The following is a 13,446-nucleotide window of genomic DNA, read 5'->3' on the forward strand; positions in this document are numbered from 1 at the left end:
TCCCATCAGGCGGTCATGCCGCCATCGACGCACAGCTCCACGCCGGCCACGAAGCTGCTGTCGTTACTGGCCAGGAACAGCGCGGCGGCGGCCACTTCCTCGGCGCGGCCCAGGCGTTTCAAGGGAATTTTATCGGTTAAAAAGCGCCGCACTTCTGCGCTGGCGTTGTCGAACATCGGCGTGTCGGTGGGGCCGGGGCTCAGCGTATTGACGCGGATGCCCAGGCCTGCCAGTTCATGCGTCCAGGTGCGCGCATACGAGCGCACGGCCGCCTTGGTGGCGGAATAGGTGCCGTAACCAGGGTTGCCGATATTGCCGGCAATCGAACCGACCAACACGATGGCGCCGCCGCTGCCCATTTGCAGGACGGCCCGCTGCACCGTCAGCACCATGCCGCGCACATTCAGGTCGAAAGCCTGGTCGAAGTGTGCTTCAGTGGTACCGTCCAGGGTGGAAAATTCCGACACGCCGGACGAAGTGACGAGAATGTCGAGTGGCTTTCCAGTTTGCCTGACGATCTCGAACAGGCGCTCAAGGTCGCCGCTGCTGGTGACGTCGCCCTGCACAGCCCTTGCCCGCTCGCCGATCAGGGCGACGGCTGCATCGAGCTGCGCCTGGCGGCGGCCTGTGATGAACACCTGCGCGCCTTCGTTGGCAAAGCGGCGGGCGATGGCCAGCCCGATGCCGCTGCTGCCTCCGGTAACGAGGGCGGTTTTTCCTTCAAGTTTCAACATGGTGCATTCCTTGCTGTGGGGGGGAATGGTTCATGATACATTTCGTATATCTGGTGTCAATTACGCACCAACTATGAATCAGATATACGAAAGGAAACCGAGATGAGCTCGAATGTCGCGATGGACCTCGCCGAAATCAGCAGCACGCGGCCGGTGCTGGAGCAGGTCGCCAACAAGTGGTCGGTGCTGATTTTGACCGTGCTGTGTACCGAACCTTCGCGCTTCAATGCCATCAAGCGGCGACTGGACCCCATCACGCACAAGGCGCTGACGGAGGCCTTGCGCCGCCTGGAAAGAAACGGGCTGGTGCACCGGCGCGTCATCCCCACGTCGCAAGTGGCCGTGGTGTATTCGATCACGCCGCTGGGCCGCACCTTGCAGCAACCGTTCGTGGCGCTGGTGGCGTGGGCTGCCGAACATGGCGGCAGCATCGAACAGGCGCAGCTGGCTTTCGATGCGCGGCCGCTGTAGCTGGCTTGTTATCGCTGCGGCGCCAGCGTGGGCGCCACCAGCCTGGCCACTTCCAGGAAGGCATTCGTGGCCGGCGTGTTCTGGCGCCGGTCGCGCACGGCCAGGCCGACCTTGCGGCTGACGGGCGGGGCTAGCGGCACGGCGACCAGGTCGGGATATTGCTGCTGCAGGCGCTGGGGCAACGCCAGTTCGGCCACGATGGACACGCCATCGCCGCGGTTGACCATGTCGAGGATGGTGATGATCTGGCTGATATGGTAGGGCACTTGCGGTTGCAGGCCGGCGTTGGCGAACAGCGGTTCGATCAGGATCGCGCAGCCCGCCTCGGACATGATGAACGGCCCTTCGCATAGCTGTGCCAGGGTGATGGCGGGCAGTTGCGCCAGCGGATGGCTGCGCGGCACCAGCGCCATCAGCTGGTCTTCCACCAGCGGCACGGTGTCGAACCGTTCGTCGGGCAGCACCACGAAACCCACGTCGACGCGGCGTTCGCGTATCCATTGTATGACTTCATGGTCGCCGCCTTCGTCGATGCGCAGGACGATGCCTGGGTAACTATGCCGAAATTGCGCCATGATGGCCGGCAGCAGATTCAACGAGGCGGTCGGGCCGAAGGAGCCGATGCGCAAGGAGCCCTGGTGCTGGCCCAGCACGTCGGCCGCTTCCTGGCGCATCGCTTCGGACAGTCCCAGGATTTCGCGCGCGCGCAGCAGCAAGTGGCGGCCCACTTCCGTCAGTTCTGCCGAGGCCTGGTGGCGCACGATCAAGTCCACGCCCATTTCTTTTTCCAGCGCTTTCAAGGCGTGCGAGACGGCCGACTGGCTGATGCCCAGCCGCGCGGCGGCCGCCGAGAAACCGTGCAGTTCGGCCACCAGGGTAAAAATTTCCAGTTGCGTGAAGGTCATGGCAGGTTGATGTATGAGTAAAAGCTCATTATTTCATGAGCTGACATTAGTATTAATATATAGGCTGACAGCCCGCCGCGCAAGCGGCATGACAGACTGCATCACAGGAAAATCTATGCGTTCCAGCACCGTATCACCTGCCTCACTCTCCACCGCGCCAGCATCGCTCGTGTATATCAAACTGATCTTCGTTGCCCTGTTCTGGGGCGGCACTTTTATTGCCGGCCGCGTGCTGGCGCAGCAGATGCCACCGATGACGGCCGCCAGCGGGCGCTTCAGCGTGGCCGTGGTATTCCTGTTGCTGCTGGCCTGGAAGTTCGAAGGCGGCTTGCCGCGCCTGGACCGCAAGCAGGTGCTGACGACGGCCGCGCTGGGCTTGACGGGTTTCTTCCTGTACAACCTGTTCTTCCTGGCCGCGCTGGCGCGCATGCCGGCTGGCCGCACGGCCCTGTTTGTCGCACTGAACCCCATCGTCACGGCGCTGGCCTCGGCAGTGCTGCTGCGCGAGCGCCTGGCTTCCATCAAATGGCTGGGCATCATGCTGGCGTTCTGCGGCACGGCCATCGTCATCACGCATGGCGACCTGGCCGGTTTGCTGCATGGCACGGGAGGCGGCATCGGTGCCGGCGAAGTCTTCATGTTTTGCGGCATTTCCAGCTGGGCTGCCTACACCCTGATCGGCCGCGTGGCCTTGAAGGGGCTCTCGCCAGTGGCCGCCACCACCTATGCCGCCATGTGGGGACTGGCTTTCTTGCTGGTGGGCGCGGCGTTTGAATTTCCAACGGTGGCCTGGCGCAGCTTTGGCTGGCAGGTGTGGGTCTCCATCGCCTACATGGGACTGTTCGGCACGGTGATCGGTTTTGTCTGGTACTACGAAGGCGTGAAAGCGCTGGGACCATCGCGCACGGCCGTGTTCAATAATCTGGTGCCGGTGTTCGGCATTTTGCTGGCCGCGGTGCTGCTGGGCGAACCCGTGCTGCTGTCGATGCTGGTGGGAGGGATGGTGACGATTGCGGGCGTGGTGCTGACGAACCGGAAAAATTAACCCCAGGCGCTTGCCTGGGGTTGCAAGCAGTTTAATGCGCGTGGCGGCGCTTGTGTGCTTTGGCCTTTTTATGGCGGCTGGCCGAGGCGCGCATCACCTTCGGTTCTGCTTCGCCGTTTTCAATCGCCAGCATGCGGCGCACGTTGACGGCGTCCATCGAGCGTACGGAATTGGCGCGGGCGTTGAGCAGGATCATGGTGGCGAACTTGCCGGCCGACTTCAAGCGCATGATCAGGCAGCGGCCTGCTTCATTCGTGAAGCCGGTTTTCGACAGGCCGATATCCCAGCCCTTGGCGCCTACCAGGCGGTTGGTGTTGTGGTATTCCACATCGCGGCCCTTGATCTGGATCACGTCTTTCTGATCGGTCGTGATGCGGCTGATGTCCGGGTAGCGCGAAGCGGCGACAGCCATCTTGACCAGGTCCGACGCGGTCGATTGGTTGTTCGGCGACAAGCCTGTCGGCTCTTCCATCACGGTCTGTTGCATGCCCAGCGCCTTGATCTTGGCATTCACGGCCACCGAAAACGCCGTCAGGCCACCCGGATAGTTGCGCGCCAGTGCAGCCGCGGCGCGGTTGTCGGACGACATCAGCGCCAGTTGCAGCACATCGTGGCGGCTCAGGGTGGCGCCCACGGGCACGCGCGAGGTACTGTGTTTCAGCATATCGACGTCCTCGCGGTCGATACTGATTTCTTCCTTCATGTTCGGCTTGGAATCGAGCACGACCATGGCTGTCATCAGCTTGGTCAGTGAGGCGATCGGCACCACCATGTTGGCATTTTTTTCAAGCAGGACTTTACCCGTGCCATCTTCGACTACCAGTACGGACTGGGAACCGAAGGGCACGGCGATGGCCGCTGTGGAGAGCGTCATCAGCACCGTGGCGATAATTTTTTTGAGCATGGGATCGTATTTGGAAAAGCAGTTTTGGGGCGCCACCAGGGCGCTGCGCACAATACCGCGACATACGCCTGCCGCAGCGCAGCATATGTCTTCGGGGCAATAGTTGCCAAGCGTAGACGATACCATTAAAGTTTGGCCGATGTCTACGCTACAAGGGCTTTACAGGCCGCTTTGCGCCTTGAATCGTAAAATAAATCTGCATTAGGCGTGTAACTATTGCTTGAGTGAAAATTGTTTTGGATTTATTGATTTCGTTATGGAAACTTCGTAATATTCCAGCAATCTTGCCATGTAATTTAGCGGATGGCGGCGAAGATCGTCGCTGATGCTTGCAAAGTCGTGTTTCGTCGCCCGCCGATAGGCGGCATGGCAACGCCGCTCCATACTGCGTTCATGCATGATTCACCAGACAAGGAGAAGCACGATGTGGCGACTATTCACGCAATGGCAGAAACAAATGGACCAGGACGCGATCCTGGTGCTCGACAATCCGGACGCCCTTGCCGCGATTCCGGCCGGCCATCGCCACTTTATCGCGGCCCGCCTGGCCGCCATGACGCCGATCGAGCGCATGGAGCTGCGTGATTTCATCGTGCGGTATGGCGGCGCACGCTTCAATCGGATGGTGCTCAAGCTGCTTGCCGTTTTTAGTCTGTTCGGCTTGGCACTGCACTTGTTTCAGCCAGAAAAGACCAGCTGGATTGAAGGCCTGGTATTGAGTAATCTGGTGGGTATTTCAATGGCAATGGGCTTGATGGGTGCATGGTTCAACTATCGCAAGCTGGTTGGCGGCAAGTTGGTCAAGAGTGTGCTGATCATGCTGTTTGCGTGCCTGTTTGGCCTGCTCATCGGCATGGGTATGGCGGCCATGGTCAATGATAAACCGTATGTCTTTGATAGTGAGCGGCTCTTGCGCATTGTCGGTATCGCCTGGCTGGTCGCGGGCTTGCTGTACATCATACCGGTCGGCATCGTGGCGATCTGGCGCAACCAGCAGCACGATGCCACGACATTGCGTCTGCAGCAGGCTGCCGAACGCGAACGCATGGCCCGTGAACTGAGCGATTCGCAGCTGCGCCTGTTGCGGGCGCAAATCGAACCGCATTTCCTGTTCAACACCTTGGGCGCGGTGCAGCAACTGGCCGAGCAGGGTGCGCCCAGGGCTGCTGCGCTGACGGCCGACCTGATTGCGTTCCTGCGCGCCAGCCTGGCCGAGATGCGCAGCGAACAAGTGCCGCTGCAAAGCGAGTTCGACATGGTGGAAGCGTATTTGCGCGTCATGCAGGCGCGCATGGGGCAACGGCTGGACTTCAGCCTGGCCTTGCCGCCTGAGCTGGCGCATACCATGGTGCCCAGCATGATCGTGCTGACCCTGGCGGAAAATGCCATCAAGCACGGCATCGAACCGGCGCTGCGCGGTGGCGACATCCATATTTCGGCGCAGCTCGCCGGCGCCATGCTGCGTCTGCGGGTAGAGGATACGGGCGTGGGCTTGAGCGAACATGCGGCACCGGTGGCCGGCAGTGGCCTGGGACTGGAGAATGTGCGCAGCCGGCTGCAGCTGGTGGCACAGCAGGACGGCGTTGCAGCGGGCAGCCTGGAAGTGCGTAATGGCGACGCGGGTGGCGTGATCGCCGATATTGTGCTGCCGTTTCAGGCGGGAGTGACAGGGAAGACAGCGGCACTGATGGAAGGGATGGCATGAAAACCACGGTCATGATCGCCGAAGACGAACCGCTGATGCGCGAGCGCCTGCTTGCCATGCTGGAACGGTGCTGGCCCGAGGCGCAGGTCGTGCTGGTGGCGGAAAACGGCAATGACGCCTGGGATGGTTTTCTCGAGCACGAGCCGCAGGTGGTGTTTCTCGATATCCGCATGCCTGGCCTGTCCGGCCCGGAAGTGGCCGAGCGCATCGGCAAGCGGGCGCACGTGGTGTTCGTCACCGCCTACGACCAGTACGCCGTCGACGCCTTTGACGCCGGTGCGGTGGATTATCTGTTGAAGCCGGTGCAAGCCGAACGCCTGCAACGTGCCTTGGCCCGTTTGCGCGACAAGCTGGGCGCGGCGCCGGCCGATATGGCGCATTTGCTGCAATCCTTGCGGGCTGCGCTGCCGGCAGCACCGCGCGAAAAAATGAAATGGATCAAGGCCAGCGTGGGCAAGCAGATACGTTTGATCGATATCAACGATGTGCTGTTCTTCCAGGCCGACACCAAGTACACGCGCGTGGTGCTGGCGGACTACGAAGCGCTGGTGCGCACGCCGCTGAAGGATTTGCTGGGTGGCCTGGACCCGGAGCAATTCTGGCAAATCCACCGTGGCACCATGGTCAACGTGAAAGCCATCGAAGCGGCTGAACGCATCGATGCCGAACGCATGCAGGTGCTGGTGCGTGGCAGCACGGAAAAGTTGCCGGTGAGCCGCACGTTTACGCATCTGTTCCGCGAGTAATCCGACCATGCAAACGCCCCGCACATGGCGGGGCGCTGTTAGTTGTGGTACAGAAATATTTACTGGATCTTGGCGATCGACACTTCCGTCGATTTCACCAGGGCGATGACTTCGCTGCCCACTTTCAAGTCCAGGTCCTTGATCGAGCGCGAGGTGATCACGGAGGTGACGATGCCATGCGGCGTTTCCACATCCACTTCCGAGACCACGGGCCCGAAGATGATTTCCTTGATCTTGCCGCGAAACTGGTTGCGTACATTCACTTCCGAGATAGCCATGGTGCGTCCTTTTTGCTCGTGATACGCCGTGTGGCGCGATATGGCCAGAGTACGGCCCGCGCCCGCTTTTGACTACGAATCGATGCGCATATGGTTATGCGCGCCGTATTCGATCTGGATCAGGCGGACATGAAAAAACCGGGGCTGAACAACACCCCGGTTTGTTTGCTGACGCTGCAGACGCTTACTTCTGATAAATCTTGTCGAATTCACCACCATCATCAAAGTGTTTCTTTTGCGCCTGCTTCCAGCCGCCGAAGACGTCGTCCACCGTGAACAGGCTGATCGGCTTGAAGCTGGCTGCGTATTTCTTGGCCACTGCAGCCGAGCGGGGGCGCAGGAAGTGTTTGGCGGCAATTTCCTGGCCCGGTTCCGAGTACAGGTATTGCAGGTAGGCCGTGGCTTCCTTGCGGATGCCCTGGCGGTCGACCACCTTGTCGACCACCGCCACCGGCGATTCGGCCAGGATGGAGATGCTCGGGTAGACCACTTCGAAGTTGTCGCCGAATTCCTTGCGCACCAGTTGCACTTCGTTTTCAAACGTCACCAGCACGTCGCCGATTTCACGCTGGGTAAAAGTGGTGGTGGCGCCACGGCCGCCGCCGTCCAGCACCGGCACGTTCTTGAACAGACGCGTCACCAGGTCGCGCGCCTGCGCTTCGCTGCCGCCTTTTTTGATGGCATAACCCCAGGCCGCCAGATAGGTGTAGCGGCCATTGCCGGAAGTCTTGGGATTCGGCACGATGACCTTGATGCCAGGCTTGGCCAGGTCGTCCCAGTCCTTGATCTGTTTCGGATTGCCCTTGCGCACCAGGTACACCATGGTCGAATAGAAGGGCGCCGCGTTATTCGGGAATTTCCTGGCCCAGTCCGGGGCCACCAGTCCACGGTCAACCAGCAGGTCGATGTCGTTGGCCTGATTCATCGTCACGACCGACGCTTCCAGGCCATCGGCGACGGAACGCGCCTGTTTGCTCGAGCCGCCGTGCGATTGCTTGACGGTCACGGTTTCACCGGTTTTTGCCTTCCATTCGGCAACAAACGCAGGGTTGATATCCTTGAACAATTCGCGCATGACATCGTAAGAGACGTTCAGCAAGACCACCGGCTCGGCAGCGCTGGCCATCAAAGGCAGGCTGGCTGCGGCGCCCAGGGCCAGGGAGCTGGCGAGAAACCAGCGGCGGGTACGGCTCGACAGTGCGTTTTGTTTGGACATATTCAACTCTTGTTGTGAAAACAGACAGACATAGTCTAAAATTCTGGCCGGAAAAGAAACGAATTTTTCGTAATATGCTTAGATCAAACCACGGTTTTCGCTAAAAAACAGATATCGATTTTTGTAAACATTCGTGGGCAAGGCGCTACTCAGGGCTTAGCCTGCAATGGCACGCAGTGGCGCGCATAGGCATAATGACAGGTGAAAGCGCCTTGCGGCACGGCGTGAAGAAACCCGAAAGCGCCGCTTGGTGTATAGTCGGAATCGCGCGATACAGGGGCAACCCGCCTGCATCGGCAACCGGAATATTTTGTGAGCGTACATGAGTCTTGAAATTCGTATTGCAACGTCAACCGACGCTTTCGAAGCGTGCAATGTATTACGGCGCTCTATCGTCGAATGCTGCAGCCTCGATCATCGGAACGATCCAGCCATTCTTGAAGCCTGGCTGGGCAATAAAACACCGCAGATGGTGGCGTGCTGGTTTGCATCGCCCACCAATTTTTCGCTGGTCGCCATCGATGCGGGCGCCGTCGTCGGCGTCGGCCTGCTGACGCGCGCCGGCAAACTGGCCCTGTGCTATCTGCTGCCGGAAGCGCAAGGCAGGGGCGCCGGCAAGGCGCTGGTCGAACGCATGGAAGTGCAGGCGCGCGAATGGGGCATCAAGGCCCTGCAATTGCATAGCACGGCCAGCAGTGAATCTTTTTTCGTCAAGCAGGGTTATGTTGAGGCGGGCAATGTGCGCTCGCCCTATGGTGTGGAAACCGTTTTTTGCTGGAAACAGCTCGATCCTGCCGGCATGGTTACCGGCGACCCCAAGCGCAAGCGTTTTTGCAATTGCAACTCGGCGTAAGCTGTTTCAGTAACTGATCTGTATATACACGGCGCGTGGCGGCGCCGCTGCCTTTGATTCAGCAAGCTCTTCCTGCAATGCTCCTCCCACGAACAGTTTCAGTTCCCCTGGTCCAAACGCGGTCCATGGCTCGTCTTGCGTCAGCGGATGGGTGGCGATGACGGCGATGCGGTCATCGAGGTGGTTGTGCTGGCGAAAATCGATGCTGCGCTCGCAGTCGATCAGATGCGCCACGGAAAACGGGTATTCGCGTATCACATAGTGCAGATGCGTGGAGCAGTGGGCAAACAAAACGTTGCCATCGGACACAATGAAATTGAAGCTGCCGTGCACCGCAATCTCAGCGGCGATGGCGGCGATGGCCGTGCGCAACTCGCCCAGGGCTGGTTCGCCGGCAGGAAAGCGCGTGCGCAAGCTGGCCAGCAGATAGCAAAAAGCCTGCTCGCTGTCCGTGTCGCCCGCTGCCTGGTAATACGCGTTGGCGGGGGCATTCCATGTTTTCAAGTCGCCGTTGTGGGCGAAGGACCAGGTCTTGCCCCATAGCTCGCGGGCGAACGGATGGGTATTTTCTGGCGCGATACGGCCCTGGGTGGCTTTGCGGATATGCGCCACGATGTTTTTTGCCTTGATGGAGCGGTCGTGCAATTGCGCCGCCAGCGGGGAATCGATGGCGGCCAGATGGTCGGTCAGCAGGGTGCAGCCACTACTGGAATGAAAGGCAATGCCCCAGCCGTCGCGGTGTTCATCGGTGCGCCCACCGCGTTCCTTGAAGCCGGCAAACGAGAAATCGAGGGTGGCGGGCTTGCTGCTGTTCATTGCGAGTAACTGGCACATGGTGCGTGGCCTTCATGAAGATTGCGGTACAGGGCAACAGTAATGGCTGGGGCGGGGCGCAGGAAGGAATGTTTGCGCATATCCATATGCGCTGCATTGCCATGCGAGGCGGTGGCTTATTCGTGAAACGCATATCAAATGGCGAAAGCATTCGTTCTCCTTTCCAGGGGGCGCGCTTATTCTGCACACTTTGGCAACGTTGTCCCCCACGAGGGCGCCGCGTTGCAGCTATGCAGAGGAGTCACCATGCCATTTCCCGTCCTGAAAAACTATCTGGCCCGTTTGTCACATGTCACCCAGGCTGGCACCAGCGTCTGGCTCGATGAGGAAGGCAGGGCGCTGGGGCGCTTTTTCAATTGCACCATGACCAGCGGCTTCCAGCCCTTGCGTGAAATCAACAGCGGCAAGCTGGTCGCCTTCGAGGGCCTGGCGCGCAGCGTCTCGAAGGCCGACGAGGGGCTTTCCTTGTGGCGTTTGCTCGACCACGCGGCCAGCGACGATGAATCGGTGGAGCTGGACCGGCTGTGCCGCATGCTGCACGCCATCAATTTCTTTCGCCAGCCAGAGGCGGAAGAATCCGATCTGTACCTGAATGTGCATGACCGCCTGCTCAGCGCCGTCAGCAGCAATCACGGCCACGCCTTCCAGCGCATCCTTGACGCGCTGGGGCTGCCGATCGAACGCATCGTGCTGCAACTGCCGACCGTGACCCCCAACCAGGGCTGGCTCCTGAATTACGTGGCGGATAATTACCGCCGCAACGGTTTCCGCCTGGCGATCAACGTGACCAGCGTGAACGAAGCCATCGGCTTGCTCGAGCGTTTGCATCCGCATACCTTTAAACTCGATGCGGGCAACCTCAGCGATGAATCGGCGGTGGCCAATTTTGTCACGCTCTGCCATGCGGCAGATATCCGCGTGGTGTTCAAGCGCCTGGAAACGCCGGGCGCCTTGCAAACGCTGCAACGTATAGGCGCTGCCACGGGTTTGCCCATCGTCGGCCAAGGTTATTTGTTTGATAAACCTTTGAGCAGCCTGGCCCATGCCAGGCTGGCAACGGTTGCTGTTGCGGTCGCTGCCTGAGGCGGACACGAGCAGAAAAAAGTGCAAAATGGTGCTTGCACGATAAGGTTGAGGGTTTTTCTTCGCGGCACAATAGGCTATAGTAATCCCATCGTTACATTGGACTGACTATGGCATCGCGCAGAAATTTTCTCCATCATGGCATGGGCCTGGCCGCCTTGGGCCTGGTAGCCACGCCACTTATCGGCTGTGCCTCGCGCACGGCTGCTCCCGCCTCGGCCAGTGCCAGCGCCAGGCCCACTCCACCGCGTACCGGCGTGCCGCCGCAGCCGCAGCAACTGGCCAGCATTGACCGTTACACCAGCGTGCAGACGCGCCAGCAGGCGGCGGAGATGGAACCACCGCCCGACATCTTTGATGCGCAGGCGCTGGACCTGGACTTCTGGCTCAAGCCCCGCACCCTGGAAGTGGTGCGACCGGCCAGCAATGAAAAAGCCAAGCTCTTGTACTGGAAAGATGGCGAAGTCATCGATTCGGCATATCAGGAACTGTGCCATTTGCTGCGCGACGTGAACGGCAAGAAAACCATGGCCATCGATCCCAAGCTGCTGGAAACCCTGTGGGGCACGCAAGCTTTCGTGGCCCGCTACGGCATCGAACAGCCGCTGGAAATCCTGTCGGGCTACCGTACGGCAGAATCGAACAGCAAATTGCGCGAAGCCGGTGTGCCAGCGGCGCGCCAGTCGCTGCATATCAAGGGACGTGCTGCCGACATCCGCGTGGCCAGCCTGAATTCGGAAGTGCTGGGCTCGCTGGTACGCAGCTTCAAGCAGGGCGGCGTGGGCTTTTATTACCGCTCCGGCCCGCGCGGCGGCTGGATTCATGCAGACACAGGCCTGCAAAGAACCTGGAAAGGTTGATACCTGCCCGAGCCTGCGGCTTGTCGCAGGTTTAGCGGTAGTGATACGGCGGCTCTGGCACGGCATCCTTGCCGGAGCGCTTCAGCTCATCAACATTGAGCGGCCTTTCCCACCAGATGCGCCAACCCTGGCGCTGGCTGGCTTGCACCTCAGGGTGCGCTTGCAGATAGCCGTCGATAAAACGGCCAAATTCCGAGACATAGCCGCCGTGGCCGGGCCGGTAGGGTGCTGTAGTGTTCATCGCTGCTCCTGTTCCTGTCATTCCATATTAGACCGTTCGCGCACAGAAAGTGCCGCATTTTTCTGGCCCCCCAATGAAACTCTCCAGTAATAACATCGAACTGTTCCTGGCCGTCGTCGACGGCGGTTCGTTTTCCAACGCCGCGCGCACCTTGCGGCGGGCGCCATCGGCCGTCAGCATGGCGATTGCCAATATCGAGGCTGAACTGGGCATTACCCTGTTTGACCGCGGTGCGCGCGAGGCTGTGCCTACGCCGGCCGCGCTGGCGCTGCTGCCGCATGCACGCCTGATTACCGAACAATTAAAACAGTTGCATGTGCATGTCAAGGAATTGTCGCAGGGGCTGGAAAGCCGCATTTCGCTGGGTATCGCAGCCGAGCTCGATCCCGCACCCTTTCTGCGCGCCGTGCAGGCGCTGTCGCAGCGCCATCCGCTGCTCGATATCGAAGTCCTGACGGCGCCGCAGGATGATTTGCACGAGATGCTGCAACGGGGCCGCATCAGCGCCTGCATGGTGTTTGGCGGCGGACGCATCAATCATGCGGAACAATTCCAGCTGGTGGGCAGCGACGCCTTGCTGGCGATCGTCTCGGCGCAGCATCCCTCCAGCGATGTGGAGCGGCCCTTGTTCATCGAGGAATTGGTCAACTTGCGGCAGATCATCGTCGCCAGCCGTGAGCTGGATATGGCCGATGCGCGGCCCGTGGTGGGCCTGTCGCATTGGCGTACGGACAGCTTGCCGGTGGCCCTGGCGATGGTGGAAGCGGGACTGGGCTGGGGCAATTTCGCCGCGTCGGCCATCGCGCACTCGCTGGCGGCTGGCCGGGTGCGCCAGGTGGCGTTCAAGAATACGGGCAATGGGCTGGCACTGCCGATCCACCTGGTGTGGACCAAGGACCGGCCGCTGGGGCTGGCGGCGCGGTCCTTTCTTCAGTTGCTGGCCGAAGCACGCCCCGCGCTGCCCTGAAGTGTGTCGTTTTCTACCGGCTGCTGCGCCGACAGCGGCACGTCGAACAAGCCATCGAAGATGTAATTGAAGATGAAGCTGTAGCAGGGAATGATCAGCATCAAGGCGAAGTCGAGCACGAAGGCTTGCCACAGGCTGATGTGCAACCACCACGCGATCAAGGGGATCAAATACATCACCAGCGTGATCTGGAAGCCGATCGCGTGCAGGATGCGGCGTTTCACGGTGCGCGTGCGCGATACCTGGCGGATTTCCCAGTATTCGAAGGCCGTGTTGTAAAGCAGGTTCCAGACCACGGCGATGCTGGTGATCATCAGCGCCAGCGGCCCGGTGCTGGTGGGCGACTCGCCCGAGAGCAGCGTCAGCCAGGCGGTGGAAATGGCCATGCCGATGATTTCAAAAGCGGTGACGTAGACGATTTTGCGCTTGATGCCTTGCATGGATGACCTGTAAAAATGAAGTGGCCGCCATTGTAAGTCAGGTAGTTTGATGTAAAAAGTTAATAGCTGTCAGTTTTTTTGATGGGTGATGACGCTTGCATACCGGATTGGCCATGAACGGTGGATAATGGCGGATGGCGGGCGACTGGTCCGCCGCATCACCG

At 60.2% G+C, this 13,446-nt stretch carries 16 protein-coding genes; 8 read left to right on the forward strand and 8 right to left on the reverse strand.

Annotated features, from left to right (window positions below):
* Positions 1-5: 5 nt before the first annotated feature.
* A complete protein-coding gene (locus HDE72_RS08805; RefSeq protein WP_183739042.1) occupies positions 6-734 on the reverse strand; it encodes an SDR family NAD(P)-dependent oxidoreductase in 729 nt (242 codons plus the stop codon).
* Between the two features lie 102 nt (positions 735-836).
* Between HDE72_RS08805 and HDE72_RS08810 the strand changes: the two genes are divergently transcribed.
* Positions 837-1,205, forward strand: a complete 369-nt coding sequence (locus HDE72_RS08810) for a winged helix-turn-helix transcriptional regulator (protein ID WP_183739045.1) — start codon at positions 837-839, stop codon at positions 1,203-1,205.
* Between the two features lie 8 nt (positions 1,206-1,213).
* Here HDE72_RS08810 and HDE72_RS08815 read toward each other — a convergent pair whose 3' ends face one another.
* On the reverse strand, positions 1,214-2,110 hold the full coding sequence (locus HDE72_RS08815; protein WP_183739048.1) for a LysR family transcriptional regulator: 897 nt from the start codon (positions 2,108-2,110) through the stop codon (positions 1,214-1,216).
* A 115-nt stretch (positions 2,111-2,225) separates the two neighbouring features.
* On the opposite strand from HDE72_RS08815, the gene HDE72_RS08820 reads away from it, so the two are divergent.
* Positions 2,226-3,155, forward strand: a complete 930-nt coding sequence (locus HDE72_RS08820) for a DMT family transporter (protein WP_183739051.1) — start codon at positions 2,226-2,228, stop codon at positions 3,153-3,155.
* A 31-nt stretch (positions 3,156-3,186) separates the two neighbouring features.
* On the opposite strand, the gene HDE72_RS08825 is transcribed toward HDE72_RS08820, so the two are convergent.
* On the reverse strand, positions 3,187-4,059 hold the full coding sequence (locus HDE72_RS08825) for a serine hydrolase (protein WP_183739054.1): 873 nt from the start codon (positions 4,057-4,059) through the stop codon (positions 3,187-3,189).
* Between the two features lie 424 nt (positions 4,060-4,483).
* Here HDE72_RS08825 and HDE72_RS08830 point away from each other — a divergent pair, with 424 nt between their 5' ends.
* Positions 4,484-5,764 carry a sensor histidine kinase gene (locus HDE72_RS08830; RefSeq protein ID WP_183739056.1) on the forward strand — a complete coding sequence of 427 codons (1,281 nt, stop codon included), beginning with the start codon at positions 4,484-4,486 and terminating at the stop codon, positions 5,762-5,764.
* A complete protein-coding gene (locus HDE72_RS08835) occupies positions 5,761-6,510 on the forward strand; it encodes a LytR/AlgR family response regulator transcription factor (RefSeq protein ID WP_183739059.1) in 750 nt (249 codons plus the stop codon). The genes HDE72_RS08830 and HDE72_RS08835 overlap by 4 nt, the downstream gene beginning before the upstream one ends.
* 59 nt (positions 6,511-6,569) lie before the next feature.
* Here HDE72_RS08835 and HDE72_RS08840 read toward each other — a convergent pair whose 3' ends face one another.
* On the reverse strand, positions 6,570-6,788 hold the full coding sequence (locus HDE72_RS08840; RefSeq protein ID WP_034757699.1) for a TOBE domain-containing protein: 219 nt from the start codon (positions 6,786-6,788) through the stop codon (positions 6,570-6,572).
* Positions 6,789-6,972: 184 nt separating this feature from the next.
* On the reverse strand, positions 6,973-8,004 hold the full coding sequence (locus HDE72_RS08845) for a sulfate ABC transporter substrate-binding protein (protein WP_183739062.1): 1,032 nt from the start codon (positions 8,002-8,004) through the stop codon (positions 6,973-6,975).
* A gap of 322 nt (positions 8,005-8,326) precedes the next feature.
* Between HDE72_RS08845 and HDE72_RS08850 the strand changes: the two genes are divergently transcribed.
* On the forward strand, positions 8,327-8,857 hold the full coding sequence (locus HDE72_RS08850; RefSeq protein WP_183739065.1) for a GNAT family N-acetyltransferase: 531 nt from the start codon (positions 8,327-8,329) through the stop codon (positions 8,855-8,857).
* Positions 8,858-8,863: 6 nt separating this feature from the next.
* On the opposite strand, the gene HDE72_RS08855 is transcribed toward HDE72_RS08850, so the two are convergent.
* A complete protein-coding gene (locus tag HDE72_RS08855) occupies positions 8,864-9,691 on the reverse strand; it encodes a class II glutamine amidotransferase (protein WP_183739068.1) in 828 nt (275 codons plus the stop codon).
* 246 nt (positions 9,692-9,937) lie between these two features.
* Here HDE72_RS08855 and HDE72_RS08860 point away from each other — a divergent pair, with 246 nt between their 5' ends.
* Positions 9,938-10,774 carry an EAL domain-containing protein gene (locus HDE72_RS08860; RefSeq protein ID WP_183739071.1) on the forward strand — a complete coding sequence of 279 codons (837 nt, stop codon included), beginning with the start codon at positions 9,938-9,940 and terminating at the stop codon, positions 10,772-10,774.
* Between the two features lie 110 nt (positions 10,775-10,884).
* Positions 10,885-11,634: a YcbK family protein gene (locus tag HDE72_RS08865; protein WP_409254953.1), complete on the forward strand. Its 750-nt coding sequence runs from the start codon at positions 10,885-10,887 to the stop codon at positions 11,632-11,634.
* Positions 11,635-11,665: 31 nt separating this feature from the next.
* Here HDE72_RS08865 and HDE72_RS08870 read toward each other — a convergent pair whose 3' ends face one another.
* A complete protein-coding gene (locus HDE72_RS08870; RefSeq protein ID WP_183739073.1) occupies positions 11,666-11,875 on the reverse strand; it encodes a DUF3460 family protein in 210 nt (69 codons plus the stop codon).
* Between the two features lie 73 nt (positions 11,876-11,948).
* On the opposite strand from HDE72_RS08870, the gene HDE72_RS08875 reads away from it, so the two are divergent.
* Positions 11,949-12,842 carry a LysR family transcriptional regulator gene (locus HDE72_RS08875; protein ID WP_183739076.1) on the forward strand — a complete coding sequence of 298 codons (894 nt, stop codon included), beginning with the start codon at positions 11,949-11,951 and terminating at the stop codon, positions 12,840-12,842.
* Here HDE72_RS08875 and HDE72_RS08880 read toward each other — a convergent pair.
* A complete protein-coding gene (locus HDE72_RS08880) occupies positions 12,806-13,282 on the reverse strand; it encodes a PACE efflux transporter (protein ID WP_183739079.1) in 477 nt (158 codons plus the stop codon). The genes HDE72_RS08875 and HDE72_RS08880 overlap by 37 nt on opposite strands.
* Positions 13,283-13,446 lie beyond the last annotated feature (164 nt).

The organism is Janthinobacterium saanense (genome assembly GCF_014200675.1).
Lineage (GTDB): Bacteria > Pseudomonadota > Gammaproteobacteria > Burkholderiales > Burkholderiaceae_D > Janthinobacterium.

Coding starts and splice junctions, on each gene's coding strand:
- HDE72_RS08860 (WP_183739071.1), top strand. CDS start 9,938: ATGCCATTTCCCGTCCTGAAAAACTATCTGGCCCGTTTGTCACATGTC.
- HDE72_RS08820 (WP_183739051.1), top strand. CDS start 2,226: ATGCGTTCCAGCACCGTATCACCTGCCTCACTCTCCACCGCGCCAGCA.
- HDE72_RS08825 (WP_183739054.1), bottom strand. CDS start 4,059: ATGCTCAAAAAAATTATCGCCACGGTGCTGATGACGCTCTCCACAGCG.
- HDE72_RS08855 (WP_183739068.1), bottom strand. CDS start 9,691: ATGTGCCAGTTACTCGCAATGAACAGCAGCAAGCCCGCCACCCTCGAT.
- HDE72_RS08845 (WP_183739062.1), bottom strand. CDS start 8,004: ATGTCCAAACAAAACGCACTGTCGAGCCGTACCCGCCGCTGGTTTCTC.
- HDE72_RS08870 (WP_183739073.1), bottom strand. CDS start 11,875: ATGAACACTACAGCACCCTACCGGCCCGGCCACGGCGGCTATGTCTCG.
- HDE72_RS08810 (WP_183739045.1), top strand. CDS start 837: ATGAGCTCGAATGTCGCGATGGACCTCGCCGAAATCAGCAGCACGCGG.
- HDE72_RS08840 (WP_034757699.1), bottom strand. CDS start 6,788: ATGGCTATCTCGGAAGTGAATGTACGCAACCAGTTTCGCGGCAAGATC.
- HDE72_RS08835 (WP_183739059.1), top strand. CDS start 5,761: ATGAAAACCACGGTCATGATCGCCGAAGACGAACCGCTGATGCGCGAG.
- HDE72_RS08830 (WP_183739056.1), top strand. CDS start 4,484: ATGTGGCGACTATTCACGCAATGGCAGAAACAAATGGACCAGGACGCG.
- HDE72_RS08850 (WP_183739065.1), top strand. CDS start 8,327: ATGAGTCTTGAAATTCGTATTGCAACGTCAACCGACGCTTTCGAAGCG.
- HDE72_RS08875 (WP_183739076.1), top strand. CDS start 11,949: ATGAAACTCTCCAGTAATAACATCGAACTGTTCCTGGCCGTCGTCGAC.
- HDE72_RS08805 (WP_183739042.1), bottom strand. CDS start 734: ATGTTGAAACTTGAAGGAAAAACCGCCCTCGTTACCGGAGGCAGCAGC.
- HDE72_RS08865 (WP_409254953.1), top strand. CDS start 10,885: ATGGCATCGCGCAGAAATTTTCTCCATCATGGCATGGGCCTGGCCGCC.
- HDE72_RS08880 (WP_183739079.1), bottom strand. CDS start 13,282: ATGCAAGGCATCAAGCGCAAAATCGTCTACGTCACCGCTTTTGAAATC.
- HDE72_RS08815 (WP_183739048.1), bottom strand. CDS start 2,110: ATGACCTTCACGCAACTGGAAATTTTTACCCTGGTGGCCGAACTGCAC.